Raw genomic sequence first — 25,508 nt, 5'->3', positions numbered from 1 at the left:
CTCCGCGCGGCAACGCCGACTCACCGGCGCGCGGCGGACGCCATCTCGACCAGCTCGCGGGCGTGGGCGAGGCCGCTCTCGGAATCCGGCAGGCCGGAGAGCAGCCGGGCCATCTCGGCGATGCGCTCGTCGCCGTCGAGGCGGCGGACGCTGGATGCGGTGACGGCGCCATCGTTTCCCTTCACAACCGTGAGGTGGTTGTTGGCGAACGCGGCGACCTGCGCCAGGTGGGTGACCACGATGACCTGCGCAGACTCCGCGAGACGTGCGAGGCGCCGACCGATCTCGATGGCGGAGGCGCCGCCGACGCCGGCGTCGACCTCGTCGAAGATGAAGGTCGGCACGGGGTCGCTGCCCGCGATGACCACCTCGATGGCCAGCATGACCCGCGAGAGCTCGCCGCCCGACGCGCCCTTGCCGAGCGGCCGCGGTTCGGCGCCGGGATGCGGCTGCAGCAGGATAGCGACCTGGTCGCATCCATTCGCGCTGTACGAGCCGAGGTCGTCGACGTCGCGCTGGGTCACCTCGACCACGATGCGCGCGTCCGGCATGGCGAGCGCGGACAGCTCGTCGCTGACCGCCTCGGACAGCCGGGCAGCCGCCGCCGTGCGCTCGGCGCTCAGGCCGGCCGCCAGCTCGCGGACGAGAGCGGCGTCCTCCTCCACCTCGCGGGTCAGCTCGCCGATGCGGTCGGCGTCGCTGTCGAGCTCGAGGAGCCGCAGACTGCCCGTCTCGAGCGTCCGGATGACGTCGTCGAGGGTCGGGCCGTACTTGCGGACCAGGCCGGCGAGCTCGGCACGACGTTCCTGCACCGCTTCGAGCTCGTGCGCGCTGGCGCCGTCGACGTCGAGGGCCGCCAGGTAGGAGGACAGCTGCGCCGCGATGTCGGAGATGAGGTAGTTGGCCTCGGCGACGGACTCCGCCAGGGGCTGCAGCGCGCTGTCGTGAGGAGCGACGCGTTCCAGCTGGCGCCGTGCGTTGTCGAGGAGGCCGAGCGCATCCATGCCCTCTGACTCTTCGGCGCTCAGGAGCTCACGGGCGGCTGCGGCAGAGAGCCGGAGCTCTTCCAGGTTGGTGAGCCGCTCGGCGCGGTCGGCGAGTTCGTCGTCCTCGCCCGGCTGAGGCGCGACGGTCTCGATTTCGGCCATCGCGACACGGAGGTCGTTCGCCTCGCGAGCACGCCGATCCTGGTCGTCGACCAATTCGTCGAGTTCGGCACGGTTGTCGCGCCAGCGGTGGAACACCTGCTCGTACGTGCCGAGAGCCTCGGCGAGGACCGGCCCGGCGAAGCGATCGAGCGCTGCGCGCTGCGCGATCGCCGAGCGCAAGCGGATCTGGTCGGACTGTCCGTGGACCACCACCAGCTGCTCGCCGAGTTCGGACAGCACCGCGACGGGAGCGCTGCGGCCGCCGACGACTGCGCGCGAGCGCCCTTCGGCCGACACGGACCGGGTCAGCACGAGCTCGGCCTCGGCCGCGTCGATCGCATCGACATCGCCCCCGGCGTCACGGACGCGCGCGACGACCTCGCTGGCCGTCGGCACGCGCCACCGGCCCTCCACCCACGCCTGCGGGCTGCCGAGGCGGACCGAACCGGTGTCGGCGCGCTCGCCCAGCAGGAGGCCGAGCGCCGACACCACCATCGTCTTGCCCGCGCCGGTCTCGCCGGTGATCGCGGTGAAACCGGATCCCAGTGGCAGGGACGCGTCGGCGATGACGCCCAGGTCTTTGATCGAGATCTCCTCGATGCCTCCACGCGTGTCAGTCACGACCGGCCGGCCCCCGCCATCCCGTGACGGGAAGATCGAACTTGCGCACCAGCCGGTCCGTGAACGGCCCGGAGTGCAGCCGGGCGAGACGCACCGGGATGGGCGAGCGGCGCACGACCACGCGAGCCCCGCGCGGCAGATCGAAGGGGCGACGGCCGTCGCACCACAGGATGCCGGCGCCGCCGGCACGATCGAGCAGCTCGACCGCGAGCGACGAGTCGGCGTCGACGACCAACGGTCGCGAGAACAGCGCGTGCGCGCTGAGCGGAACGAGCAGCAGGGCGGCCACGCCCGGCCAGACGACCGGGCCACCCGCCGAGAACGAGTAGGCCGTCGAGCCGGTCGGAGTGGACATCACGACGCCGTCGCAGCCGAAGCTCGACATCGGCCGGCCGTCGACCTCGATGACGACCTCGAGCATCCGCTCGCGGCTCGCCTTCTCGACGGTGGCCTCGTTGAGCGCCCAGCTCTCGTAGACGACCTCGCGGCCGACCTTCACTCGCGCCGAGAGCGTCATGCGCTCCTCGACCTCGTAGTCCTTCGACAGCCCGCGGGCGACCGCGGTCTCCAGGTCGTCGCGCTCGCTCTCGGCGAGGAAGCCCACGTGCCCGAGGTTGACCCCGAGGAGCGGCGCCGAACACCCGCGGACCAGTTCGGCGGCACGCAGGATGGTGCCGTCACCACCCAGGACGATCACCAGTTCGAGCTCGCTCGGCGGTACGTCGTCGCCGAGGATCGCCACCGCGTCGAGCGAGGGGTCCGCCTGCAGGAGGTCTGCGCGCTCGTCGGCGCTGAGCACCGGGACCACGCCCGCATCGAGCAACTGCCGGGACACCCGGACGCCCGCTTCGAGGGAGTCCTGACGACCGGTGTGCGCGACGACGAGGATGTACCGCGTCGCTGCACCCATCAGTGTCACGTCCTCTCCCTTCCGAAAGTCGTCCTCCCATTCTGTCTGTTTTCTCGCACAGGACGAGGCCGCAGGCCGGGTTTGTGGAGAACATTCACTTAGCGCGTAAGCCGGACCACCTCGTCGCGGAGCCCGGACGGGTCCGGCGCCCCGGCGCGGAACCAGGCGAGGAACTCCCGATTGCCGTGGCCGCCGGCGATCGGCGAGGCAATCACCCCGGCCGTCCCGAGTCCGGCGTCGTGGGCTGCCCACAGTACATCGGAGACGGCGTCGGCCCGCAGTCCTGCATCCCGGACCACGCCCTCCCGGATGCCCTGGCGGCCGACCTCGAACTGCGGCTTGATGAGGAGCAGGAAGTCGGCGCCGGGGGCGGCCGTCGCGACGAGCGCGGGCAGCACCTGGGTGAGCGAGATGAAAGAGAGATCGGCGACGACGATCTCAGGGCGGACGTCGTCCCCCGTGAGCCCGGCCAGCGCCTTGGCCGTCAGCGAACGGACGTTCACACCCTCGTACGAGGCGAGCCGCTCCTCCGCGGCGAGCGCCGGGGACAGCTGGCCGTGTCCCACGTCCACGGCGATCACGCGGGCGGCTCCCCGCTCCAGCAGGACCTGGCTGAACCCCCCGGTGGATGCGCCGGCGTCGAGCGCCACGCGACCGGCGGGGTCGACGTCGAATGCGTCGAGCGCCGCGATCAGCTTGTGGGCGCCGCGGCTCACGTAGTGGTCAGCTCCGGCGACCCGGATGTCCTGCCCGTCGGTCACTTTGAGGGCCGGGCGCACCGCAGGGCGGCCGTCCACCGTCACGAGCCCCTCGGCGATCACCGTGGCCGCGTGCGAGCGCGACCGGGCGAGGCCCAGCTCGGCGAGCGCCACGTCGAGGCGGCGCTCAGCCCCGGCCATGCTCGTCGTCGCCCTCCAGCGTTCGCCGAAGCTGCTCGTGCAACTGCGCATAGGCGTCGGCGCGAGCGGTGAGCGGCTGCTCCTCGATCACGTCGAGCCGGGCGACGAGCCCATCCTCGTCGCTCACCCGCTGTTCATCCGTCATGAGCCCACCGTACGTCAGCGCGTCACGCGACGAAGACACCCGCGAGGGTCTTCTTCCCGCGTCGCAGCACCACCATGTCGCCGGGAAGCACGTCGGCGCCGATCAGCTGATCCGCATCCTGGACCTTGGCGTTGTTGACGTACACGCCGCCTTGGGCGACCGCGCGACGCGCTTCGCCCAGGCTCGAGCACAGCCCGGTGTCGACCAGGGCCTGGGTCACCGTCGTGGACGGCTCCGTGGTCGTGGTGTTCGGGAGCTCGCGCAAGGCTGCCTCGAGGGTCGCAGCGTCCAATTGGGTCAGCTCGCCCTGGCCGAACAGCGCCTGGGACGCCGCGATCGCGGCTTCGGTGGCGGACGCACCGTGCACCAACGCGGTCACCTCGAACGCCAGCCGGCGCTGCGCCTCGCGGCGGAACGGCTCGTCGGCGACCTTCTGCGCGAGCTCCTCGATCTCAGTGCGGGAAAGGAACGTGAAGATCTTGAGGCGGTCGATCACGTCGGCGTCGTCGGTGTTGAGCCAGAACTGGTACATCGCGTACGGCGTGGTGAGCGCGGGGTCGAGCCAAATGGCGTTGCCCTCGCTCTTGCCGAACTTGGTGCCGTCGCTGTTCGTGATCAGCGGCGTGCCGATCGCGTGCACGTGTGCGCCTTCGACCTTCCGGATGAGCTCCGTGCCGCTGGTGAGGTTGCCCCACTGGTCGCTGCCGCCCGTCTGCAGCACGCAGCCGTACTGGCGGAACAGCTCGAGGAAGTCCATCCCCTGCAAGATCTGGTAGCTGAACTCGGTGTACGAGATGCCCTCGTCCGAATTGAGTCGCGCCGCGACGGCATCCTTCTTGAGCATCGTGCCGACCCGGAAGTGCTTGCCGATCTCGCGCAGGAAGTCGATCGCCGACATCGGCGCGGTCCAGTCCAGGTTGTTGACCAGACGGACGGCGTTGTCGCCCTCGTCGGAGAGGAAACGGGTGACCTGCGCCTGCAGGTAGCCGACCCACTCGCTGACCGTCTCCTTGGTATTCAGCGTGCGCTCGGCGGTGGGCCGCGGGTCGCCGATGAGGCCGGTGGACCCGCCGACCAGCCCCAGCGGTCGGTGGCCGGCGAGTTGGAGGCGTCGCATGGTGAGCAGCTGCACCAGGTTTCCGAGGTGCAGGCTGGGCGCTGTCGGGTCGAAACCGCAGTAGTAGGTGATCGGCTCGCCGGCAAGGAGCTCTTTGAGGGCGGCTTCATCCGTCGACACGTGGATGAGGCCGCGCCACGTGAGCTCGTCCCAGACGTCGTCGAAGGACGCGTCGTTGGTCTGCGCGGTCACGCTCTGCGCGCGGGCGATGGCGGTTTCGGACATGGGTACAACCGTACCAATGCACGGTTGTGCGTGAGTTCTCTCCTACGCTCGGGGTCGTGACCACTGTCGTCCTGCTGCTCCTGCTGGCCAGCGCCGCCGTCGGGCTCGCCTATGCCTTCCCCGCGGTCCGCCGCGAACTGCCCACCGCACTGTTCGGAAGCGCGGCGCTGGTGATGGTCCTCGCGGCCGTCGGCGTCTCCACGATCGACGGCCCCCTCGCCCCGGGCGCGCTGTGGTGGGTCGCGGTCGCGGCCCTGTTCGCCGCGAGCCTGGGCGGTGCGCCGGTGGTGGATGAGGTGCTGGCCCTGATCCCGCCGGACCCGGACCGGGCTCCCCCGACCCTCACCACGTTCGACTGGTCGGGCGTCGTCGAGCGCTTCGGGTTCGTGCTCGCGCTGGTCCTCGGACTGCCGGAGGTCGCGGCTGTCCTCCTCGCTGTGCAGGCGCTCGGTGTCTTCGCGGCCCGGTCGCACAGCGGGCCGGCGCTGCGCGTGCTCGGCACGCTGGTCGGTGTCAGCTGGGCACTGATCTGCTTCGCGGCCTGGTGGCTCGCGTCGAGGTAACGCGCCGGGGGCGGGTCAGTCGTCCGACTTCGGGTGCCGCTTGTACGGCGAGACCGTCGGGTCGCCGGGCAGCCAGTAGCGCCAGGGGAAGGCGAGACCGCCTCCCGCGCCCGACACTCCGGTGCGGGGCCCTGTCTGGTACTCCGCCGGCTCGGTCGGCAGCTCGATCTCGAACGGCGGGCTGAACAGGTCGGCTCCGTCGTCGGCGAGGCTCATCCCGGCCGCCACCACCAGCCGCGCAGGCCCGCGGGCGAGGTCGCGGTGCGGGATGCTGCGGCCGCTGGCGCCGACGCGGCGGTGCTCCGCGAGGTCCTCGCCCTCGACCACCTCCGCCGCGCGCAGCAGCACGGCGGTCGCCTCCCCCTCCGGTGAGCAGACCACGTTGGCGCAGACGTGCATCCCGTACGTGAAGTACGTGTAGACGTGCCCGGGCGCGCCGTACATCACGCCGTTGCGCTTCGTGCGACCGCGGAAGGCGTGCGAGCCCGGGTCGAGGCCGTCACCGATGTACGCCTCCACCTCGGTGATGCGCAGCGCGACCGCCCCCTCCGGCGAGTCGTGACGCAGCACCGCCCCGAGGAGGCGCGGGGCGACCTCCAGCGACGACGGCAGGAACTCGTCGCGCGTGGGCCGGTAGAGCGTCACGTCAGAAGATCCGGCCGCCCGCGGCGACGGCGACGATGAGGCCCACCACGATCACCGCGACGGCGACCACCACGACCACGGTGATGATCCACGGCCGCTTCCGCTCCGGTTCGAACCGCGCCATCAGACCAGATCCCTTCGTGTCGCACGCAGGGCGAGGGTGGCCTTGCGGACGTGGTCCGTCAGGGCTGCCAGCTGTTCGGCGACGCGGTCGGGGGCGGTCCCGCCGATGCCGTCGCGGCTGGCAACCGAGCCCTCGACCGACAGCACCGACCGGACCTCGGGGGTGAGCAGCGGCGAGATCGCGGCGAGCTGGTCGTCGGAGACCTCGTGCAGTTCCAGCCCGTTCTCCTCCGCGACCCGAACCAGGCTTCCGCTCAGCTCGTGCGCGGTGCGGAAGGGGACGTGCTGCTTGACCAGCCACTCCGCCACGTCCGTCGCCAAGGAGAATCCCTGCGGAGCCAGCTCGGCCATCCGCTCGGTGTTGAACCGCAGCGTCGCGACCATGCCGGTGAAGGCGGGCAGCACCGTCTCGAGGGTGCGGACCGAGTCGAACACCGGCTCCTTGTCCTCTTGCAGGTCGCGGTTGTACGCGAGCGGCAGACCCTTCAGCGTGGTCAGCAGCCCGGTGGCGTTGCCGATCAGGCGGCCCGCCTTGCCGCGCGCGAGCTCCGCGATGTCGGGGTTCTTCTTCTGCGGCATGATCGACGACCCGGTCGAGTAGCTGTCGTCGAGTGTGACGAAGCCGAACTCGCGCGTGTTCCACAGGATGATCTCCTCGGCGAACCGCGAGAGGTCGACGCCGATCTGGGCGGCGACGTACGCGAACTCGGCCACCACATCCCGGGCCGCCGTGCCGTCGATCGAGTTCTCGGAGCTGCGCGCGAAGCCCAGCTCGCGGGCGACGAGTGACGGGTCCAGGCCCAGTGTCGAGCCGGCCAGGGCGCCGGAGCCATACGGCGAGACGTTGGCCCGCACATCCCAATCGGCCAGGCGCTCGAGGTCGCGGACCAGAGGCCAGCAGTGGGCCAGCAGGTGGTGCGCGAGAAGCACGGGCTGCGCGTGCTGCAGGTGAGTGCGTCCCGGCATGACGGCGGTGGGATGCGCCCCCGCCTGCGAGGCGATGGCGTCCACCAGGGCGATCAGCTGCTCGGCGATGACGCCGGCGTGGTCGCGCAGGTACAGCCGGATGAGGGTCGCGATCTGGTCGTTGCGGCTGCGGCCGGCGCGCAGCTTGCCGCCGAGGTCCGCTCCGGCGCGCTCGATGAGTCCGCGCTCGAGGGCGCCGTGCACGTCCTCGTCGGTCTCGGCAGCGGCGAAGGCCCCGGATGCGACGTCGCGGTCGAGGGCGTCGAGGGCGGACAGCATCCCGTCGAGCTCCTCCGGCGTGAGGTACCCGGCCGCGGCGAGCGCACGTGCGTGCGCCCGCGAGCCGGCGATGTCGTACGCCGCGAGCTCCCAGTCGAAGTGCGTCGACTTGCTGAGTGCGGCGAGTTCGGGAGAGGGACCCCCGGCGAACCGGGCTCCCCAGAGCGAGCCCTCGCCGGTCTTGCCGCCGGTCGTGCCGCCGCCCGTCGTCTCGTCCGTCATGCGCCGGCCTCCGTGTCGTTCGCGTTCTTCTCCAGCAGCCAGGCGAGCAGCGCCTTCTGCGCGTGCAGCCGGTTCTCCGCCTCGTCCCAGACCACCGACTGCGGCCCGTCGACCACGTCCGCGCTGACCTCGTACCCGCGGTAGGCGGGGAGGCAGTGGAGGAAGATCGCCTGCGGGTCGGCGAGACCCATCAGGCGGGCATCGACGGTGTAGTCGCCGAAGACGGCGACGCGTTCGGCCTTCTCGTCCTCCTTGCCCATCGACACCCAGGTGTCGGTGACCATGACGTCCGCGCCCGCCGCCGCCTCCTCCGGGTCGGTGAGCACGGCGACCGAGCCGCCGGTCCGCTCCGCGATCGCCCGCGCATCCGCGACGATCGTCGCGTCGGGCGCGTACTCGGCGGGCGCCGCGATGCGGACGTGCATGCCGGCCGTGGCGCCACCGAGCAGGTACGAGTGCGCCATGTTGTTGGCGCCGTCGCCGAAGTAGCTCATGGTCAGCCCCTCCGTGTGGCCCTTGTGCTCCCGCACCGTGAGCAGGTCGGCCAGGATCTGGCACGGGTGGAAGTCGTCCGACAGCGCATTGACGACCGGCACGCGCGTCCCCGCCGCCATCTCCTCCAGCCCCGATTGCGCGTACGTGCGCCAGACGATCGCGGCGACCATCCGCTCCAGCACGCGTGCGGTGTCCGCGAGCGACTCCTTGCCGCCCAGCTGGCTCTCGCCGCTCTGGATGATGAGCGGGCTGCCGCCGAGGTCGGCGATCCCCACGGCGAACGAGACCCGGGTGCGGGTCGACGTCTTGTCGAAGATGACCGCGACGGTCTGCGGGCCGGCCAGCGGCTTCACCTGGAAGCGGTCGCGCTTGAGGTCGGCCGCGAGGGCCAGAACCTGGGCCTGCTCGGCGGGCGAGAGGTCGTCGTCGCGGAGGAAGTGCCGGGTCATGCTGCCCGCCCTTTCGTGGTGCTGAAGGAGGTGGTCGAAGTGGTCAGACGGAACCGAGCGCGCGCCCGAAGCGTTCGCGGAATTCGGCGAGCTCGGAGTCGCCCACGATCAGCGGAGGCGCGAGGCGGATGCTGGACTCGTTCGGCGCGTTGATGATGAGGCCGTACCGCAGCGCGGCGTCGGAGAGGCGGTGTGCGTCGCCCTCGGTAAGGCCGATGCCGATCAGCAGTCCGTGGCCGCGCACGTCGCCGACGAGGGGCGAGTCGAAGGAGCGGATGATCTGCTTCAGCTCCTGGCCGCGCCGCGCCGCGTTGCCGATCAGGTCGGCCCGCTCGATCTCCGCCAGGACGGCATTGCCTGCGGCCGTCGCGAGCGGGTTGCCGCCGAATGTCGAACCGTGCTGGCCCTGCGAGAACAGTTCGGAGGCCCAGCCGAACGTGACGAGCGCGCCGATGGGAACGCCACCGGCCATGCCCTTTGCGACGGTGACAGCATCCGGAAGGATGCCGGAGTGCTGGTAGGCGAACCACTGACCGGTGCGGCCCACCCCGGTCTGGATCTCATCCACGATGAGTAGGGCGCCGTGCTGCTCCGTGAGCTCCCGCGCGCGCCGGAGGAACCCGTGCGGCAGGTCGAGCACGCCGGCCTCGCCCTTGATGGGCTCGACGAAAAGTGCGGCGACCCGGTCGTCGATGGCCGCCTCCAGCGCCGCGATGGTGGAGTCGATGTGCTCGACACCGCCGGGCAGCGGCTCGAAAGCCTCACGCATCGGGGGCTTGCCGGTGAGGGCCAGCGAGCCCATGGTGCGACCGTGGAACGCGTTGTGCAGGGCGAGGACGCGCGTGCGACGGCCGTGCGGGCCGCGGTTGAGGCGGGCCAGCTTGAAGGCCGCCTCGTTCGCCTCGGCGCCCGAGTTGCCGAACAGCACCCGACCCCGCTCACCCGCCCCGGTGATCGCCCGCAGGCGGTCGGCGAGTTCGATCTGCGGCGGCGTCGAGAAGTAGTTGGACACATGGGCGAGCGTCCCGATCTGCCGGCTCACCGCATCCACGAGCGCGGGATGCGCGTGCCCGAGTGAATTGACCGCGATGCCCGCCAGGAAGTCGAGGTACTCGTTGCCGTCGACATCCCACACGCGCGCGCCCTCGCCGCGCACCAGCATCAGCTTCGGCGTCGCCAGAGTCCGCATCATCACGTTGCCGTACGACGCCTTCCAGCCGCCGTCACGCCACTGCGCGGTATCCGTGTCCGCGTTCTCTCCCAGTCCCTCGCTCACGCGGGCACCACCTCCGTACCGATTCCGGACTGCGTGAACACCTCGAGCAGGATCGAGTGCGGCACCCGCCCGTCGATGATCGCAGCCTTCGCCACTCCCCCGTCGACCGCGTCCAGGCACGCCGCCATCTTGGGGATCATGCCCGACTCGAGCGAGGGCAGAAGCTCGCGCAGCTCGTCCGCACCGATCTTCGACAACAGCGACTCGCGGTCCGGCCAGTCGCTGTACAGGCCGGCGACATCGGTCAGGATCACGAGCTTGGACGCCCCGAGCGCGATGGCGAGCGCGGCCGCCGCGGCGTCGGCATTGACGTTGAGCGCCTGCCCGGCGTCGTCGATGTCCGGCGCGATGGACGACACGACAGGGATGCGGCCCGCCGCCAACTGCGTCAGCACCGCCTCCGGGTCGACTGCGACCACATCGCCGACGAGACCGAGATCGACCTCCTCGCCGTCGATCACCGCGGCGCGACGGCGGCCCTGGAACAGCGCCGCGTCCTCTCCGGAGAGACCGGATGCGAGCGGGCCGTGCTTGTTGATGTTGCCGACGATGTCGCGGTTGATCTGGCCGGTGAGGACCATGCGCACCACATCCATCGCCTCCGGAGTCGTCACCCGGTAGCCGCCGCGGAACTCGGACGCGATTCCGAGCCGGTCGAGCATCGCCGAGATCTGGGGACCACCCCCGTGCACCACGACGGGGCGGATGCCCGCGTAGCGCAGGTAGACCATGTCTTCGGCGAAGGTGCGCTGCAACTCCTCGTTGACCATGGCGTTCCCGCCGAACTTCACGACGATGATCTGGTCGTGGAACGTCTTCAGCCACGGCAGCGACTCGATCAGGGTCGCGGCTTTGGCTGCGGCGACCTCCCGGTCCGCAGCCTCCTCGGTCATCTCGTCCGTCGTCATCAGCTGGCGTACGCGCTGTTCTCGTGCACGTAGTCGTGGGTCAGGTCGTTGGTGAGGATGGTCGCGGTCTCTTCCCCCGCGTGCAGGTCGATCAGGATGTGCGCCTTGCGCGGCGTGAGGTCGACCAGCTCGCGCGGCTGGTCGGGCTCCCCGGCGGTGCAGACCTGGATGCCGTTGATCGCCACGTCGATGCCGTACGGGTCGAACGCCGCGTCGGTGGTTCCCGCGGCGGCCAGCACCCGGCCCCAATTGGGGTCGTTGCCGAAGATCGCCGCCTTGAAGAGGTTGCTGCGCGAAACCGCACGGGCGACCGTGACCGCCTCGTCCTCCGTCTTCGCGTTGACGACCTGGATGGCCACGTCGTGCGAGGCGCCCTCAGCATCCGCCTGCAGCTGCTCGGCGAGGTCGCGGCAGACCCCGGTCAGCGCGAGCGCGAACGTCGCCTCATCGGGTTCCACCCCGCTCGCTCCCGATCCCAGCAGCGCGACGGTGTCATTGGTGGACATGCAGCCGTCGGAGTCGAGGCGGTCGAAAGTGACGCGCGTCGCCGAACGGAGTGCCCGGTCCAGCTGCGCCGAGCCGAGCACGGCGTCGGTCGTGATCACGACGAGCATCGTCGCGAGGCCGGGCGCGAGCATCCCGGCGCCCTTCGCCATCCCGCCGATCGTCCAGCCATCCGGTGAACGGTACTCGGACTGTTTCGGGCGCGTGTCGGTCGTCATGATGGCCTCGGCCGCGCCGAGACCCGCATCGCTCGCCAGCGCTCCGGCCGCCGCCGCCACCCCGCCGATGAGCTTGTCGAGCGGCAGCTGCTCGCCGATGAGACCCGTGGAGCAGACCAGCACATCCCCGGCGGAGACGCCGAGCTGCTCGGCGACCGCTTCTGCCGTCGCGTGGGTGGTCTGGAAGCCCTGGGCGCCGGTGTAGCAGTTCGCCCCGCCCGAGTTGAGGACGATGGCGGAGACGACGCCGTCCTGGATGACCTGCTCGCTCCACAGCACCGGGTTCGCCTTGCAGCGGTTGGTGGTGAACACCACGGCCGCCGCGTTCAGCGGTCCACGGTTCTGGACGAGCGCGAGGTCGCGCTTGCCGCTCGATTTGAGCCCGGCGACGACGCCGGCAGCGGAGAATCCGGACGCGGCTGTGACACTCACGGTGCGACCCCGTTCACGCTCAGGCCCGCGGTCTCGTCGAGGCCGAGGGCGATGTTGACGGACTGGATGGCGGCCCCCGCCGTCCCCTTGTACAGGTTGTCGAGGGCCAGAACGGTGACCACGCGGCCGGCGGCTTCGTCGAGCGCGACGCCGATCAGCACGGTGTTCGAGCCCAGCACGTCGGCGGTGCGCGGCACGGTGCCTGCGGGAAGCACGTGAACGAACGGCTCCTCGGCGTACGCGGCCTCCCAGGCCGACTGCACCTGCTCGGCCGTGACGCCCGGCTTCACGCGACCGGTGGAGGTGGCGAGGATGCCGCGCGACATGGGCACGAGCACCGGAGTGAACGAGACGGTCGGCGCGGTGGCGCCCGACTTGCGCAGGTTCTGCTGGATCTCAGGGATGTGGCGGTGCGTGCCGCCCACCGCATACGGGTTCGCCGAGCCGAGGATCTCGCTGGCCAGGTACATCGTCTTCAGTGACTTGCCGGCGCCGGACGGCCCGACGGCCAGAACGGAGACGAGGTCCTGGTCCTCGATGAGACCGGACCGGATGCCGGGCGCCAAGGCGAGGGAGACCGCGCTGGCGTTGCAGCCCGGGGCGGCGATGCGGCGGGCGCCGACGAGGTTGGCGCGCTGCTTCCGGGCGGCGGGTGTGGCGGCTTCGTCTGCTGCGGCTGCGTTCGCGCTGTCCAGCGGGAGTTCCGGCACGCCGTACGCCCAGGCGCCGAAGTGCTCGCCGCCGTAGAAGGCGGCCCAGTCGGCCGGGTTCTCCAGCCGGTGGTCGGCGCCGCAGTCGACCACGATCGTGTCCTCGGGCAACTGCGCTGCGATCTCGCCCGAGGCGCCGTGCGGGAGCGCGAGGAAGACGACGTCGTGCCCCGCCAGGGTGTCGGCCGTGGTCTCCTGGAGCGTCAGGTGCGCGAGCGACCGGAGGTGGGGCTGGTGGGCGATCAGCGGGTGTCCGGCGTTCTGGTGCGCGGTGACGGTGCGGATCTCGAAGTCCGGGTGATCGGCGAGGATGCGCAGAAGCTCACCACCCGCGTACCCGGAGGCGCCTGCGACAGCGACCGAGAAAGTCATGCTTGTTCCTTTTCGAGTGGACGACGGGGATCTCGGCGACGGCGACGCCCCACGTCGATCCGCACAGGACCGCCCGGAACGCCGCCTAGCTTCGGCGGTCGCGCAGGCGTCGGCGCAGGGCGCGGGCGGCGAATGCCGCACGCGTCGAAGCGGTGCACCGGACGGAAAGCATGGGACAACCCTAGCGCGCCCGCCCCGGCCGCCGCCAAATCCGGCCGGTGCGGCCGCGTCCGCGCGCTTTTTCATCCATCCACAAGTGGTAATCGTCGTCAATGTATGACACTATCGACGTGTGCAGATTCGCGTGACCAGGTCCGCGCGAAAGCACCGAATCGGTAATGCACGCATATTGATCGCCATGATGGATGCCGGAGAGCCCAGCTTGGACGGGGACGCTCTCCGGTACATCGGACGCGACGACAGAGGGGTAGAGCTGGAGATCGTCACCGTTCCCAACGATCGAGGGGACGGATTGGCCGTGATCCACGCAATGCCGACGGAGTGGAGGAGACTTTCATGACGATCGATCCCAAAGACTTCATCGTCGGCCCGGATGCCACCATTGCCGACATCGATCTCCACCAGGAGACGTTCACCACAGCTGATGGCCGTCGGCTCACGGATGAGCGCGCAGACGCGATCGCCCGGCGAACCGCCAATCTCACGCCTGGCCGGAAGTCCCTAGGAGGCGACGGCAGCGTTTCCCCTGTCCTTCAGTTCCGGACTCCCCGCAAACGCGAAGTGGAGGCCCTCGCGCAGGAATTGGGGATCCGCCCGTCCGAATTGGCGCGGCGGGCGCTCGACGAATACCTGGACAACCACGCTCGAGGAGCGTGACGCGAAGCAGCCGACGGACGCGCCGCCCGCTGAGCCCGCTGCCGGCGGCTCCGTCGCCTGGATCGCTACTCGCGGATGGCCGCGCCGTAAAGCTCGGCCGCGTGGGCGGAGCCGGCCAGTTTGGCCTCGCTCGCTTCTGCGGCGGTGAGGGTGCGGTCGTCGGCGCGGAAGCGGAGCGCGAAGGTCAGGCTCTTGCTGCCGTCAGGGAGCCCGGGGCCGCGGTAGTCGTCGACGAGCCGGATGTCTTCGAGCAGTGGACCGGCACCCTCGCGTACTGCACGCAGCACGTCCCCCGCGGGGACGTCGACGGGGACGACGAGCGAGAGGTCTTGCGTTGCCGCCGGGAAGCCGGCGATGACGCCCGCGACGATGTCCGCCGGAGCGACCGCGATGAGGGCGTCCAGGTCGAGTTCGAAGACGGCGACCACGCGCGGCAGGTCGAGCTCATGCGCGAGTGCCGGCAGCAACTCGCCCGCGTAGCCCACCGGCACGCGCGCCCCGTCGGCACCGAGAGCGAGCAGTTGCGCCGTGCGGCCCGGGTGGAGCGCCTGGTGCGATGACTGCGTGACGTCGACAGTCACGCCCACGGCCGCGGCGGTCTGCCGCACCATGTCGAGGGCGTCCACGAGGCCGGCCGGCGCGGCGGGCATTTCTGGCTGCTTGTCGAGCACGTCGCCCAGCACGACACCCGCGAGGTGGCGAGGCTGCGCCGGAATACCGGCATTCAGGCCGGCCAGCACGTCGGCCCCGGGCAGCGCGGCGCCCGGCGGCAGCGTCTCGCTGCCGATCGAGCCGTCAGACGGGCGGAACACCGTGCCGAGTTCGTACACGCGCAGGTCGACCAGCCCCCGGGCCAGATTGCGTTTGGCTGCGTCCAGGAGACCGGGAAGAAGCGACGTGCGCAGATACGGCGCCGTCGCGTCCAGCGCGTTCGCCAGTCGGACGGCCCGGATGTGACCGGCAGCAGCATCCGCATCTGCGCCCGGACGGCCGAACAGGTCGTTCTGCGTCTCGCTGACGAACGGGAACGACAGCACCTCGGTGGCGCCGTTGTCCGCGAGGATCTGCGCGACGGAACGGCGCAGTCGCTGCTCGCGGGAGAGGCCCCGGCCGGGAGGGGCGACCGGCAGGACGGAGGGGATGCGGTCATAGCCGACGATGCGGGCCACCTCCTCCGCCAGGTCGGACTTGTCGCGCAGGTCGGGTCGCCAGGTGGGCGGCGTGACGAGCAGGCCGCCCGTCGTCTCCGTGACCGTTCCGCCGATCTCGGCGAGGGCACTCCGCACCTCGTCGCCCGTGAACTCGACGCCGATCAGCCCCACGAGGTAGCCGTCTGGCAGGCGGATGGCCTCGGCGGTCTCCGAGGCGTCGAGGAGCGAACCGAGGTCATCAGCGTGACCGCCGGCGAGCTGCTCCAGCAACTGCACCACACGTGCCGCGGCCGCGACCGCGACCTGCGGGTCGACACCGCGCTCGAAGCGCTTGGAGGCCTCACTCGGCAGCTTGTGGCGGCGCGCGGTGCGCGCGATCGACACCGGGTCGAAGTTCGCCGCCTCGATGAGGACGTTGCGGGTGCCCGCACCGATCTCGGTGGAGGCACCGCCCATCACTCCGGCCAGGCCGATAGCGCCGGAGTCATCGGCGATCACCAGGTCTTCCGCGTCGAGGCTGCGGGTCTGGTCGTCGAGCGTGACCAGCTTCTCCCCCGCCGTCGCGCGACGCACGAGGATGCCGCCGGACAGCTTGTCGAGGTCGTAGCCGTGGATGGGCTGGCCCAGCTCGAGCATGACGTAATTCGTGATGTCGACGATCAGCGAAATCGAGCGGATTCCGGCGAGCTTGAGCCGCGCGATCATCCACGCGGGCGTCGGACGGCCGCCATCGACGTCGCGGACGACCCGCGTGACGAACACGCTCGCGCCGACTCGGCCGCGGATGGGTGCGGCGTCGTCGATCGTGACGCTGAAGCCGGTCGCGTGGTCCGCGCTGATCGGGACCGCGTCCGCCGGATCGCGGAAGGCCGCTCCGGTGGCGTGCGAGTACTCGCGGGCGATTCCGCGGATCGAGAAGGCGTAGCCGCGGTCGGGCGTGACGTTCACCTCGACGGCTGCGTCATCGAGGCCGAGAAGGGCCACGGCGTCGGTGCCGACCTCTGGATCGAGGCCCAGCGTCGTGAGCCGCAGGATGCCGTCGTGGTCTTCGCCGAGACCGAGCTCGCGTGCCGATGCGATCATGCCGTCGGACACGTGCCCGTACGTCTTGCGCGCAGCGATCGGGAACGGGCCGGGCAGCACGGCGCCCGGCAGCGTCACGACGACCTTGTCGCCCTCGAAGAAGTTGCGAGCGCCGCAGACGATGCCGCGCACCTCCGCGCCGCCGTCCGCCGCCTTCTCGCCCTCCGGCGCGACGCGCACCTGGCACCAGCGGATGGTCTTGCCGTTGGTCTGCGGCTCCTCCACGAACTCGAGCACCTGGCCGACGACGATCGGACCGGACAGCTCGAAGGTGTGGATGTCCTCCTCTTCGAGTCCGACGGACACGAGAGCGGCGTGCACCTCCTCCGGCGTCGTTCCGGGCTCCAGGTCGACGAACTCGCCGAGCCAACTCAGGGGGACGCGCATCAGACCACCATTCCGAACTGCTGGGAGAACCGCACATCGCCCTCGGCCATGTCGCGCATGTCTTTGACGTCGTTGCGGAACATCAGGGCGCGCTCGACGCCCATCCCGAACGCGAAGCCCGAGTAGACGTCGGGATCGATGCCCGCAGACCGCAAGACGTTGGGGTTCACCATGCCGCACCCGCCCCACTCGATCCAGCGCGCCCCTCCGGCGAAGGTGGGGTGCCACAGATCGAGCTCGGCGCTCGGCTCGGTGAACGGGAAGTAGTTGGGACGGAGGCGGACACGCGCCTCCTCACCGAACAGCGACTTGACGAAGTGGTCGAGGGTTCCGCGCAGGTGGGCCATGGTGAGGCCCTTGTCGACCGCGATGCCCTCGGTCTGCGTGAACACCGGGAGGTGCGTCGCGTCGAATTCGTCGGTCCGGTAGACCCGCCCCGGCGCGACGCGGTACACCGGGAGCTCGTCGCCGAGCAGTGCCCGCAGCTGTACCGGGGAGGTGTGGGTGCGCATGACCAGATGGGCGTCGGTCGGCTCGACGAAGAAGGTGTCCTGCATCGCACGTGCCGGGTGGTCGGCGTCGAAGTTCAGTGCGTCGAAGTTGTACCACTCGCTCTCGAGCTCTGGGCCCTCGGCGACCTCCCAGCCCATCCCGACGAAGACATCGGCGATGCGCTCCTGGAGGAGGGACAGAGGATGACGCGCACCGGGCGTCCACCGGGACGGGAGCGCGGTGACATCGACGGTCTCGGCGGCCAGCTGAGCCGACTCCTCCGCCCGGGCGATTTCGGCCTCTTTGGTGGCGAACGCCTGGCTCACGCGGGCACGGGCGCCGCCCACCAGCTTGCCGGCGGCGGCTTTCTGGTCGCCGGGCAGCGAGCGAATGCCCGCATTCAGCCGTGCGAGCGGCGAGTGCTCCGCCGTGTGGTCGTGGCGCACCGTCTTCAGGGCAGCCGAGTCGGTCGCGGCGTCGATCGCGGCGAGGGCCGCGCCGACCGCCGCCTCGACGGCGGATTCGGTGATCTCCGTGGTATCTGACACGGTCACCCAGTCTAGCCGGGGCGCGCGGAGCCTCCCGGCCCCGGATCGGAACTGTGGACAGCCGTGGAGGCTGTGGACGAACGGTGTCAGGTGCGCTGGGCGAAGGCCGATTCGTAGAGGCAGACGGAGGCCGCTGTGGCGAGGTTCATCGACTCGGCGCGGCCGTAGATCGGCACCGTGACGACGCGGTCCACCAGGGCGAGCAGGTCGTCCTCGAGGCCCCGCGCCTCGTTGCCGAAGACCCACGCCGTCGGCCGGGCGAGCTCGCCGTCGCGGCGGGCGGCCAGCAAATCCTCTCCCTTGACGTCGGCGGCCAGCACCTGGAGGCCGGCGGAGTGGGCGCGCCCGATGACGTCGGAGAGGTCGGCTCCCACGGCCACCGGCACGTGGAACAGCGACCCCGTCGTCGAGCGCACGACCTTCGGGTTGTACAGGTCGACCGTGCGGCCGGTCAGCACCACGGCGTCGGCGCCGGCCGAGTCGGCGGCACGGATGATGGTGCCCGCGTTGCCGGGATCGCGCACCTCCTCGAGGATGGCGACGAGCTTCGGCTCACCGGTGAAGATCTCCCGGATGGACGTGGGGAACTGCCGGGCCACCGCCACGAAGCCCTGCGGCGTCACGGTGTCGGCCATCGCATCCAGCACGTGCTCGGTGACGTACTCCACCTCGAGGTCCGCCTCCGCAGCGGCGCTGCCGATCTCGGGGTAGCGTTCCAGGGCGGTCGGCGTCGCGAAAAGGTCGACCAGCAGCTCGGGGCGGAAGGTGAGTGCCTCGGAAACCGCCTGCGGCCCTTCCAGCAGGAACAGTCCGGTCTCGGAACGGGCGGATCGCTTGGCGAGCTTGGCGACGGCCCTGACGCGCGGCGAGCGCGGGTTGTCCAGCATGGCACCAGCATATGGGTCGGGTGATCCGAACGGCCGCCCATCTCGTGTTAAGGACAACCGGATGGAGGCTGAACGATGAGAAGACTCGTGAGAGCGGCAGTGATCGCAGGCAGCGCGGTGGTCGCACTGGGACTCGGGACGGCGGCTGCGTTCGCCGCGACAGGCGATGCGATGGATGATCCACCGGGAGTCGTGCAGACCGTGACCACGACACCGGCGGACGACCACGGAACCGACGCCCCCGCCACCCACGACATCGGCGACGACCACGGAACCGACGCCCCCGCCACCCACGACGTCGGCGACGACCACGGTTCGGGCGGCCACGGCTCCGACGACTAACCCCCGGGGATGGCGAACGGCCCGGCCGACAGAGGTCGACCGGGCCGTTCGTGGGTGCAAGCGGGTTACGCCGCGGCGTCCGCCTTGGGAGCCGAGGTGTCGGCCGGCAGAGCCTTCCGGGCGGTCTCGACGAGGGCCGCGAAGGTCGCGGGCTCGGTGATGGCCAGGTCGGCGAGGATGCGACGGTCCACCTCGACGCCAGCCAGGCCGAGGCCCTGGATGAAGCGGTTGTAGGTGAGGCCGTTGGCGCGCGAGGCCGCGTTGATCCGCTGGATCCACAGACGACGGAAGTCGCCCTTCTTCTGGCGGCGGTCACGGTACGCGTAGACGAGGGAGTGGGTGACCTGCTCCTTGGCCTTGCGGTAGAGGCGCGACCGCTGACCGCGGTAGCCCTCGGCGCGCTCGAGGATGACCCGACGCTTCTTGTGGGCGTTGACGGCCCTCTTCACTCTTGCCATTAGTCGATTTCCTTAACTACGTCGGGTGGATTACTTGCCGAGCATCCGGCGGATGACCTTGGCATCCACCTCAGGCACGACCTGCTCGGCGTTCAGCCGACGCTTGCGGCTGCTGGACTTGACTTCCAGGTTGTGGCGCATGCCGGACTGCTGCTTCATGACCTTGCCGCTGCCGGTGATCTTGAAGCGCTTCTTGGCGCCGGAGTGGGTCTTCTGCTTGGGCATTAGTTCTCCTCGTTCGTCGCCGGGGCGGGCGAACTCTCGTCGGACTGAGCAGCATCCGCTGCGTCAGCAACCGGCTCCTGGTCGCGCCCTTGGGCGCGCGCCTTGGAGGCGGCACGTACTGCATTGGCCTCTTGCTTTGCTTCGGCCTTGTTCTTCACCGGGCTGATGATCATCACCATGTTGCGCCCGTCGATCGTGGGGTTGGACTCCACCGTGCCGAGCTCGGCGACGTCCTCCGCGAAGCGCTGCAGGAGGCGCACACCCTGGTCCGGGCGCGACTGCTCGCGACCTCGGAAGAGGATCATGGCCTTCACCTTGTCGCCGGCCTTCAGGAAGCCTTCGGCGCGCTTGCGCTTGGTCTCGTAGTCGTGCTTGTCGATCTTGAGGCGGAAGCGGACCTCTTTGAGGATCGTGTTCGCCTGGTTGCGCCGGGCCTCCTTGGCCTTCTGCGCAGCCTCGTACTTGAACTTGCCGTAGTCCATGATCTTGGCGACCGGCGGCTTGGAGTTGGGTGCTACTTCGACCAGGTCGAGGTCGGCCTCCTGCGCGAGTCGCAGTGCGACCTCGATCTTGACGACACCGACCTGCTCTCCGCTGGGGCCGACGAGTCGAACTTCGGGGACGCGGATACGGTCATTCGTACGGGGATCGCTGATGTCTGTCTCCTCTGAAAAAGCGATGCTTCTCGGCAACGGACCATCGGTGACGGTCCGGCGAAAGAGGAGGTTCCACGCACCAGCCGACCTGCGCTTCTCAATAAAGAAACACAGGCCTGGTACCGCACCCTGTCTACCCCCGCGTTCACACGCGTTGGCGGAGTGCAATGACCCGGTAACCTATAAAACGGTCAACGCGGGTGGGAGGAATCTCCACTTTCGTACCGGGACAGTTGTCCCGGAGCCCGGACGATTCTAACAGAGGAATGCAGTGAGCGACACATCCTTCACCTTCGACGACTCCGCCGACGACTTCCAGGATGTTGCGGGCGCCACCCGCGACATCGCGGAGGTCCCTGCGGTCGAGGTGATCACCACCACGGCCGTGCACCTGATGAGCGCGGCAGCCGTGAAGACCGGCCTGGCGGACGACCCGGAGCACCAGACCGACCTCGACGAGGCGCGCAAGCTCATCGACGCCCTCGCCGGCCTCGTCACCGCGAGCGCGCAGCACGTCGGCGATCAGCACGCGCGCAGCCTGCGCGACGGACTCCGCTCGCTGCAGCTGGCCTTCCGCGAGGCGTCAGCCATCCCGGATGAGATCGGCAAGGGCCCCGGCGAGAAGTACACCGGGCCTGTCAGCTGACGTGGCGTTCACCCCGCCCCCGGCGTTCACCACACGGCCGACCCTCCAGGGCCGGTTCGGGATGAGCGCGTCCACGCACTGGCTGGCGACCGCGGCCGCCCAGGCCGTCCTCGAACGGGGCGGTAACGCGTTCGACGCGGCGGCGGCGGGAGCGTTCGTCCTGCACGTCGTCGAGCCGCACCTCAACGGCCCGGGCGGAGACCTGGTCGCCCTGTTCGCCACGGCGGACGACCCGACGCCGGTCGTCCTCTCCGGACAAGGCCCGGCGCCCATCGGCGCCACCCGCGAGCACTACCTCGCGGAGGGCCTGGAGCTGGTGCCCGGTTCTGGCGCACTGGCGGCGGCCATCCCCGGGGCGGTGGATGCGTGGCTCCTCCTCATGAAGGACCACGGGACGTGGGAACTGGCCGATGTCCTGGCGTACGCCATCGAATACGCCGAGGGCGGCCATCCCGTGCTCGAGCGCGTGTGCGCGACGATCCGCGCGGTCGCGCCGCTCTTCACCGAGCACTGGCCGACGTCCGCCGAGCGCTGGATGCCCGCGGGGCGCATCCCGGAGCCGGGCGAGCTGATCACCAACCCGGCGTACGGCCGTGTGCTGCGTGGTCTGGTGACCGCCGGGGACGGCGCGTCGTCGCGCGAGGAGCGGATCGAGGCGGCACGGACCGAATGGGCTACCGGGACCGTCGCCAAGGCGTCCGCCGCCTTCGCGCGCACGCCCCACCGCCACTCGGATGGGGCCGACCACGCCGGCGTCATCGCGGAGGACGACTTCGCCGCATACCGGGCGCACTACGAGGACGCTGTGACGCTGGACTTCCGCGGCCACACGATCGCGAAGACCGGCGCCTGGGGCCAGGGGCCCGCGCTGCTGGAGACGCTGGCCATCCTCGACGGCTTCGACGACGAGCACGTGGACCCGTCCACCGAGCAGGGCGCCCACACCGTGCTGGAGGCGCAGAAGCTCGCGTACGCCGACCGCGACGCGTACTTCGGCGACGAACGCGTACCGCTCGAGACGTTGCTGTCCGCCGAATACGCCGCCGAGCGACGCGCGCTGATCGGCGACACCGCGTCGGCCGAGTTCCGGCCCGGGGTCATCCCCGGGGTAGACACGTTCCTCCCGCCGCTGCGCACCGAGTACACGCCGCCCTCCGGCATCGCGAGCGAGGGCGTCGGCGAACCGACGGTGTCGCGCTCCGGCGAGACGCGCGGCGACACCTGCCACATCGACGTGATCGACCGCTGGGGCAACATCGTGTCGGCGACCCCGTCCGGAGGCTGGCTGCAGTCGTCGCCGACCATCCCGGAGCTGGGGTTCTGCCTCGGCACCCGCCTGCAGATGACCTGGCTGGAGGAGGGTTCTGCCGCAACACTGACGCCGGGCAAGCGGCCGCGCACCACGCTGACGCCGACCCTCGTGCTGCGCGACGGCGTGCCGGTCACGGCGCTCGGCTCGCCCGGCGGCGACCAGCAGGACCAGTGGCAGCTGCTCTACCTGCTGCGGACGATCGTGGGCGGCTACACGCCGCAGCAGGCGATCGACGCGCCGGCGCTCCACACCACGTCGATCGCGGAGTCCTTCTGGCCGCGCACCTGGGTGCCCGCGGGCGCGGTGGTGGAGGCGCGACTCGGCGACGAGGTGATCGCGGGCCTCGAGGCGCGGGGGCACCGCGTCACGCGGGCCGGCGATTGGACGCTGGGCCGGCTGTCGTCGGTCGGACGCGATCCCGAGACGGGCATCCTGAGCGCTGCGGCGAACCCGCGAGGCATGCAGGGCTACGCCGCCGGGCGCTGAGCTTCGCCACGCTTCGTGTCTGCGGCGGTTTGTCAGGTCTGCGGCTGCGCGCGCAGGGGCAGACGTTACGAGCGGCAGCAGACGCTCACCGGCGGCGTGGATCCGGGCGCCCGCCCGAACAGCGCCCCGGCGCAGGCGTCACCAGACCGGCGGACGGCGCTCCTGCCAGCGGATGCGCCGCTCCAGCTGCGTGGCCAGCGACAGCAGCGTCCGCTCCCCTCCCGGCCGTCCGATCAGCTGGACACCCATCGGCAGGCCGTCAGCCGTCTGCGAGACCGGCAGCACGATCGCCGGGAGGCCGGTGACGTTGAGCATCGACGTGAACGGTGTGTACTGCACCTGCTGCGCGAAGTTCCGTTCGCCGTCCTCCTGGTCGTACCAGCCGACGGGTCGCGGGGTGAGTGCCATCGCGGGAGTGAGCACCGCGTCGAACGACGAAAGCTGGCGGATGAACGACCGCTCGTATGCCGTCAGCAGCGACAGAGCCTCGCTCAGTTCGCGGGCGCTCAGGGCGCGGCCGCGCTCGACCAGCCAGGCGGTCAGCGGTTCGAGCAGGGCCAGCGCCTCCCCTTCCGCCGGGATGCGCGCGGCGCCCGCCTGCCAGATCGTCCGGAACGCGGGCGCGTACGTGTCGTCGGGTTCCAGAGCTGTCTCTTCGAGGCCGTGCCCCATGGACACGAAGGCGTCGACGGCGGTGGCGAGGGCGTCGGTCGCCTCGGGCGCGAGGCTGATGTCGTAGGCGCCGTCCCACGCGGACGTCGTCATGACGCCGAGCTGGAACCGGCCCTCACCGCGCACCGCGGTCCCGAGAAACGGCCCGTCGTCGTCGTACGGCGCGCGCAGCGTGTAGTGGTGGTCGATCCGTCCGTTGCGCTTGGCGATCATCCCGTCGAGCAGCAGCGCTGCATCCGCGGTGGTGCGCGCGAGCGGCCCGTCGACGACGAGACCGGCCAGGGACGCGATGCCGCTCCCCGCCGGCACCAGCCCGCGGGACGGCTTGAGTCCGACGAGGCCGCACGCGGCCGCCGGGATGCGGACGGAGCCGCCACCGTCCGAGCCGGGCGCGAAGGGCAGCATCCCGCTGGCGACGGCGACCGCCGCTCCCCCGCTCGATCCGCCGGCGCCCAGCTCCGGGTTCCACGGGTTTCTGGCGGGGGGCGCGGCCAGCGACTCCGTGTAGGCGGGGAGCCCGAACTCGGGCGCATTCGTCTTGCCGAGGCTGACGGCGCCGGCCGCATCCAGCGTCTCGACGATCTCGTCGCTCTCCTCCGGCACGAAACCGGCCATCGCGCGTGACCCGAAGCCCGTCGGCACGCCCGCGCGCATCCACAGATCTTTGTCGCCCGAGGGCAGGCCCCACAGCGGCGCGGTCTTCGGCACGTGTTCGGCGACGTGATCCGCGCGGCGCAGCGCCTCGTCACGCGTGACCGTGACGAACGCGCCGAGCTGCGGGTTCAGCCGCTCGATCCGGTCCAGGTAGTGGGAGGTGAGCTCGCGGGGCGAGACGCGCCCCGCCTTCAGCTCCTGCCAGAGTTCGAGCGCCGTCAGCTCGTGGAGGTCGGCCATGGGCCCAGGCTAGTCGAGGCGCTCGTGCGGCTCGAGGAAGTCGATGACGGCCCGGTTGAACGCCGCCGGATCGACGTTGTACTCCCAGCAGTGGTCGGCGGGCGACAGCTCGACCAAGCGCACCAGTCGCGGGTTCGCCATGGCGAACAGCACGGACGTCGACAGCGGCACCTCGCGATCGGCGTCGGAGTGGATGACCAGCGCAGGGACTGCCAGCCGCCCCGGACGCACCCAGTCGAGTTGCTCGAAGTCGATCGGTTCGGGGAGACCGAGCCGGGCGCTGGCCGATCGACCGGCGAGCGCGCGGATCGCCAGTCCGGCCGTCCAGCCGGGAAGCCCTCTCTCACGGACACCGTTCCTGATCACGGCCCGCCAGTCGGTCACCGGCCCGATGAGGACGAGGCTCTGGATGGATTCCCGGTACGCGCTGCGTTCGGCCAGCTGCAGCGCGATGGCTCCGCCCAGCGACCAGCCGACGAGCACGATGCGCTGGGCTCCCTGCTCGAGGGCGTAACCCACTGCGGCATCGACGTCCTCCCACTCCCGCATCCCCAGAGTAGAGGCGTGGCCAGGAACGGCGGGGCCCTCCCCGTCTCCGCGGTAGGACACCACCAGAGAAGTCATCCCGAGCGCATCCGTCGCGGGAACGGAGCGGAGCGCAGTCACCCGTGTCATGTTCGAGCCGTGGATGTGGATGGCCCAGGTTGCCGACGGCCGCGCCGGCCCAGGCCCGATCAGCCAGGCCGGGGCACTTCCGCCCGGCACAGCGATGGCGACTTCGCAGTGGGGGCGCTGCAAGGAGGCCGGGCCGGCGTGCAGGTGCCCGGTCCAATAGCCGGCGGCCGCCCTGGCCAGGTCGCCGCTGACGTGGAGCAGCTCGCGCGTCACCGTCCCGGCGGCTCGGTCGTGCGCCCGGGCGTGCCCGACCACAGCGTGCCCTTTCTCACCGAACCACAGACCGAACTGACCTCGGTGCAGCGTCCGCCGGTCGGCCGCGAGGGTCACGGTCGTCTCAGTGCTGGTGTGGATGCGGGTCCTCCTCCGCGATCGGCGCAATACGACTCGGCGCGCGAGGCTGTGACCGATGAGGCGCGCTCCGGTGGCCGCAGCCGCAATTGCGACCGCCGCCACGGCCACGACGACGAGAAACCATCCCATACCCCTAGGACGCTCTGTCTAGTCGAATCGTGACGCGATCCGAACTC

The 25,508-nt window shown here is 70.6% G+C and carries 26 protein-coding genes; 5 read left to right on the top strand and 21 right to left on the bottom strand.

Annotation, left to right across the window (positions count from 1 at the left end; all coding sequences use genetic code 11):
- Window positions 1–20: 20 nt before the first annotated feature.
- The 5 genes from recN to tyrS form a co-directional block, all read right to left on the bottom strand.
- Window positions 21–1,769, bottom strand: coding sequence for a DNA repair protein RecN (gene recN, locus AB4Y74_RS03935; RefSeq protein ID WP_441797808.1), 1,749 nt, complete (start codon window positions 1,767–1,769; stop codon window positions 21–23).
- Window positions 1,762–2,679 (bottom strand): NAD kinase, encoded by a 918-nt coding sequence (locus AB4Y74_RS03930; RefSeq protein ID WP_441800389.1) that lies wholly within the window; start codon window positions 2,677–2,679, stop codon window positions 1,762–1,764. Before AB4Y74_RS03930 ends, recN begins: the two co-directional genes overlap by 8 nt.
- Window positions 2,680–2,777: 98 nt before the next feature.
- Entirely contained in the window at window positions 2,778–3,578 is an 801-nt protein-coding gene (locus tag AB4Y74_RS03925; RefSeq protein ID WP_441797807.1) for a TlyA family RNA methyltransferase, read from the bottom strand.
- Window positions 3,565–3,723, bottom strand: coding sequence for a hypothetical protein (locus tag AB4Y74_RS03920; protein WP_441797806.1), 159 nt, complete (start codon window positions 3,721–3,723; stop codon window positions 3,565–3,567). Before AB4Y74_RS03920 ends, AB4Y74_RS03925 begins: the two co-directional genes overlap by 14 nt.
- 22 nt (window positions 3,724–3,745) lie before the next feature.
- On the bottom strand, window positions 3,746–5,065 hold the full coding sequence (gene tyrS, locus AB4Y74_RS03915) for a tyrosine--tRNA ligase (protein WP_441797805.1): 1,320 nt from the start codon (window positions 5,063–5,065) through the stop codon (window positions 3,746–3,748).
- Window positions 5,066–5,121: 56 nt separating this feature from the next.
- On the opposite strand from tyrS, the gene AB4Y74_RS03910 reads away from it, so the two are divergent.
- A complete protein-coding gene (locus AB4Y74_RS03910; RefSeq protein ID WP_441797804.1) occupies window positions 5,122–5,628 on the top strand; it encodes a hypothetical protein in 507 nt (168 codons plus the stop codon).
- 15 nt (window positions 5,629–5,643) lie between these two features.
- On the opposite strand, the gene AB4Y74_RS03905 is transcribed toward AB4Y74_RS03910, so the two are convergent.
- Genes AB4Y74_RS03905 through argC form a run of 8 tightly spaced genes read right to left on the bottom strand, consistent with a single transcriptional unit; the run spans window position 5,644 to window position 13,227 of the window.
- Complete coding sequence (locus AB4Y74_RS03905) at window positions 5,644–6,273, bottom strand: DNA-3-methyladenine glycosylase (protein WP_441797803.1); 630 nt, start codon at window positions 6,271–6,273, stop codon at window positions 5,644–5,646.
- Window position 6,274: 1 nt separating this feature from the next.
- On the bottom strand, window positions 6,275–6,397 hold the full coding sequence (locus AB4Y74_RS03900) for a hypothetical protein (protein WP_441797802.1): 123 nt from the start codon (window positions 6,395–6,397) through the stop codon (window positions 6,275–6,277).
- Window positions 6,397–7,863, bottom strand: a complete 1,467-nt coding sequence (argH, locus tag AB4Y74_RS03895) for an argininosuccinate lyase (RefSeq protein ID WP_441797801.1) — start codon at window positions 7,861–7,863, stop codon at window positions 6,397–6,399. The genes AB4Y74_RS03900 and argH overlap by 1 nt, the downstream gene beginning before the upstream one ends.
- Window positions 7,860–8,807 carry an ornithine carbamoyltransferase gene (argF, locus tag AB4Y74_RS03890; protein ID WP_441797800.1) on the bottom strand — a complete coding sequence of 316 codons (948 nt, stop codon included), beginning with the start codon at window positions 8,805–8,807 and terminating at the stop codon, window positions 7,860–7,862. The genes argH and argF overlap by 4 nt, the downstream gene beginning before the upstream one ends.
- A gap of 43 nt (window positions 8,808–8,850) precedes the next feature.
- Window positions 8,851–10,083 (bottom strand): acetylornithine transaminase, encoded by a 1,233-nt coding sequence (locus AB4Y74_RS03885; protein ID WP_441797799.1) that lies wholly within the window; start codon window positions 10,081–10,083, stop codon window positions 8,851–8,853.
- On the bottom strand, window positions 10,080–10,991 hold the full coding sequence (gene argB, locus AB4Y74_RS03880) for an acetylglutamate kinase (RefSeq protein ID WP_441797798.1): 912 nt from the start codon (window positions 10,989–10,991) through the stop codon (window positions 10,080–10,082). The genes AB4Y74_RS03885 and argB overlap by 4 nt, the downstream gene beginning before the upstream one ends.
- On the bottom strand, window positions 10,991–12,145 hold the full coding sequence (gene argJ / locus AB4Y74_RS03875; RefSeq protein ID WP_441797797.1) for a bifunctional glutamate N-acetyltransferase/amino-acid acetyltransferase ArgJ: 1,155 nt from the start codon (window positions 12,143–12,145) through the stop codon (window positions 10,991–10,993). Before argJ ends, argB begins: the two co-directional genes overlap by 1 nt.
- A complete protein-coding gene (gene argC / locus AB4Y74_RS03870; RefSeq protein ID WP_441797796.1) occupies window positions 12,142–13,227 on the bottom strand; it encodes an N-acetyl-gamma-glutamyl-phosphate reductase in 1,086 nt (361 codons plus the stop codon). The genes argJ and argC overlap by 4 nt, the downstream gene beginning before the upstream one ends.
- Before the next feature lie 516 nt (window positions 13,228–13,743).
- Between argC and AB4Y74_RS03865 the strand changes: the two genes are divergently transcribed.
- Window positions 13,744–14,064 carry a hypothetical protein gene (locus AB4Y74_RS03865; protein WP_441797795.1) on the top strand — a complete coding sequence of 107 codons (321 nt, stop codon included), beginning with the start codon at window positions 13,744–13,746 and terminating at the stop codon, window positions 14,062–14,064.
- 65 nt (window positions 14,065–14,129) lie between these two features.
- Here the strand turns inward: AB4Y74_RS03865 and pheT are convergent, their stop codons facing one another.
- The 3 genes from pheT to AB4Y74_RS03850 form a co-directional block, all read right to left on the bottom strand.
- Window positions 14,130–16,685: a phenylalanine--tRNA ligase subunit beta gene (gene pheT, locus AB4Y74_RS03860; protein WP_441797794.1), complete on the bottom strand. Its 2,556-nt coding sequence runs from the start codon at window positions 16,683–16,685 to the stop codon at window positions 14,130–14,132.
- Complete coding sequence (gene pheS / locus AB4Y74_RS03855; RefSeq protein WP_441797793.1) at window positions 16,685–17,725, bottom strand: phenylalanine--tRNA ligase subunit alpha; 1,041 nt, start codon at window positions 17,723–17,725, stop codon at window positions 16,685–16,687. The genes pheT and pheS overlap by 1 nt, the downstream gene beginning before the upstream one ends.
- Before the next feature lie 86 nt (window positions 17,726–17,811).
- Window positions 17,812–18,612, bottom strand: coding sequence for a TrmH family RNA methyltransferase (locus tag AB4Y74_RS03850; RefSeq protein ID WP_441797792.1), 801 nt, complete (start codon window positions 18,610–18,612; stop codon window positions 17,812–17,814).
- A gap of 87 nt (window positions 18,613–18,699) precedes the next feature.
- Between AB4Y74_RS03850 and AB4Y74_RS03845 the strand changes: the two genes are divergently transcribed.
- Window positions 18,700–18,954: a hypothetical protein gene (locus AB4Y74_RS03845; RefSeq protein WP_441797791.1), complete on the top strand. Its 255-nt coding sequence runs from the start codon at window positions 18,700–18,702 to the stop codon at window positions 18,952–18,954.
- Between the two features lie 65 nt (window positions 18,955–19,019).
- Here AB4Y74_RS03845 and rplT read toward each other — a convergent pair whose 3' ends face one another.
- Genes rplT through infC form a run of 3 tightly spaced genes read right to left on the bottom strand, consistent with a single transcriptional unit; the run spans window position 19,020 to window position 20,329 of the window.
- On the bottom strand, window positions 19,020–19,412 hold the full coding sequence (rplT, locus tag AB4Y74_RS03840; RefSeq protein ID WP_410780949.1) for a 50S ribosomal protein L20: 393 nt from the start codon (window positions 19,410–19,412) through the stop codon (window positions 19,020–19,022).
- A gap of 30 nt (window positions 19,413–19,442) precedes the next feature.
- Window positions 19,443–19,637, bottom strand: coding sequence for a 50S ribosomal protein L35 (rpmI, locus tag AB4Y74_RS03835; protein WP_064111236.1), 195 nt, complete (start codon window positions 19,635–19,637; stop codon window positions 19,443–19,445).
- Complete coding sequence (gene infC / locus AB4Y74_RS03830; RefSeq protein WP_441797790.1) at window positions 19,637–20,329, bottom strand: translation initiation factor IF-3; 693 nt, start codon at window positions 20,327–20,329, stop codon at window positions 19,637–19,639. The genes rpmI and infC overlap by 1 nt, the downstream gene beginning before the upstream one ends.
- 235 nt (window positions 20,330–20,564) lie before the next feature.
- On the opposite strand from infC, the gene AB4Y74_RS03825 reads away from it, so the two are divergent.
- The gene (locus tag AB4Y74_RS03825; RefSeq protein WP_441797789.1) at window positions 20,565–20,939 is read left to right on the top strand and encodes a DUF1844 domain-containing protein; all 375 of its coding nucleotides are present in this window, start codon (window positions 20,565–20,567) and stop codon (window positions 20,937–20,939) included.
- Window position 20,940: 1 nt separating this feature from the next.
- Entirely contained in the window at window positions 20,941–22,737 is a 1,797-nt protein-coding gene (locus AB4Y74_RS03820) for a gamma-glutamyltransferase family protein (RefSeq protein ID WP_441797788.1), read from the top strand.
- A gap of 138 nt (window positions 22,738–22,875) precedes the next feature.
- Here the strand turns inward: AB4Y74_RS03820 and AB4Y74_RS03815 are convergent, their stop codons facing one another.
- Window positions 22,876–24,303 (bottom strand): amidase, encoded by a 1,428-nt coding sequence (locus AB4Y74_RS03815; protein WP_441797787.1) that lies wholly within the window; start codon window positions 24,301–24,303, stop codon window positions 22,876–22,878.
- A 9-nt stretch (window positions 24,304–24,312) separates the two neighbouring features.
- Window positions 24,313–25,461: an alpha/beta hydrolase family protein gene (locus AB4Y74_RS03810; RefSeq protein WP_441797786.1), complete on the bottom strand. Its 1,149-nt coding sequence runs from the start codon at window positions 25,459–25,461 to the stop codon at window positions 24,313–24,315.
- Window positions 25,462–25,508: the final 47 nt, after the last annotated feature.

The organism is Leifsonia sp. RAF41, assembly GCF_052114085.1.
GTDB lineage: Bacteria > Actinomycetota > Actinomycetes > Actinomycetales > Microbacteriaceae > Leifsonia.
This window is presented reverse-complemented; position numbering and strand designations above follow the sequence as displayed.

Coding starts and splice junctions, on each gene's coding strand:
- AB4Y74_RS03930 (WP_441800389.1), bottom strand. CDS start 2,679: ATGGGTGCAGCGACGCGGTACATCCTCGTCGTCGCGCACACCGGTCGT.
- AB4Y74_RS03925 (WP_441797807.1), bottom strand. CDS start 3,578: ATGGCCGGGGCTGAGCGCCGCCTCGACGTGGCGCTCGCCGAGCTGGGC.
- AB4Y74_RS03920 (WP_441797806.1), bottom strand. CDS start 3,723: ATGACGGATGAACAGCGGGTGAGCGACGAGGATGGGCTCGTCGCCCGG.
- tyrS (WP_441797805.1), bottom strand. CDS start 5,065: ATGTCCGAAACCGCCATCGCCCGCGCGCAGAGCGTGACCGCGCAGACC.
- AB4Y74_RS03900 (WP_441797802.1), bottom strand. CDS start 6,397: ATGGCGCGGTTCGAACCGGAGCGGAAGCGGCCGTGGATCATCACCGTG.
- argH (WP_441797801.1), bottom strand. CDS start 7,863: ATGACGGACGAGACGACGGGCGGCGGCACGACCGGCGGCAAGACCGGC.
- argF (WP_441797800.1), bottom strand. CDS start 8,807: ATGACCCGGCACTTCCTCCGCGACGACGACCTCTCGCCCGCCGAGCAG.
- argB (WP_441797798.1), bottom strand. CDS start 10,991: ATGACGACGGACGAGATGACCGAGGAGGCTGCGGACCGGGAGGTCGCC.
- argC (WP_441797796.1), bottom strand. CDS start 13,227: ATGACTTTCTCGGTCGCTGTCGCAGGCGCCTCCGGGTACGCGGGTGGT.
- AB4Y74_RS03865 (WP_441797795.1), top strand. CDS start 13,744: ATGACGATCGATCCCAAAGACTTCATCGTCGGCCCGGATGCCACCATT.
- pheT (WP_441797794.1), bottom strand. CDS start 16,685: ATGCGCGTCCCCCTGAGTTGGCTCGGCGAGTTCGTCGACCTGGAGCCC.
- AB4Y74_RS03850 (WP_441797792.1), bottom strand. CDS start 18,612: ATGCTGGACAACCCGCGCTCGCCGCGCGTCAGGGCCGTCGCCAAGCTC.
- rplT (WP_410780949.1), bottom strand. CDS start 19,412: ATGGCAAGAGTGAAGAGGGCCGTCAACGCCCACAAGAAGCGTCGGGTC.
- rpmI (WP_064111236.1), bottom strand. CDS start 19,637: ATGCCCAAGCAGAAGACCCACTCCGGCGCCAAGAAGCGCTTCAAGATC.
- AB4Y74_RS03815 (WP_441797787.1), bottom strand. CDS start 24,303: ATGGCCGACCTCCACGAGCTGACGGCGCTCGAACTCTGGCAGGAGCTG.
- AB4Y74_RS03810 (WP_441797786.1), bottom strand. CDS start 25,461: ATGGGATGGTTTCTCGTCGTCGTGGCCGTGGCGGCGGTCGCAATTGCG.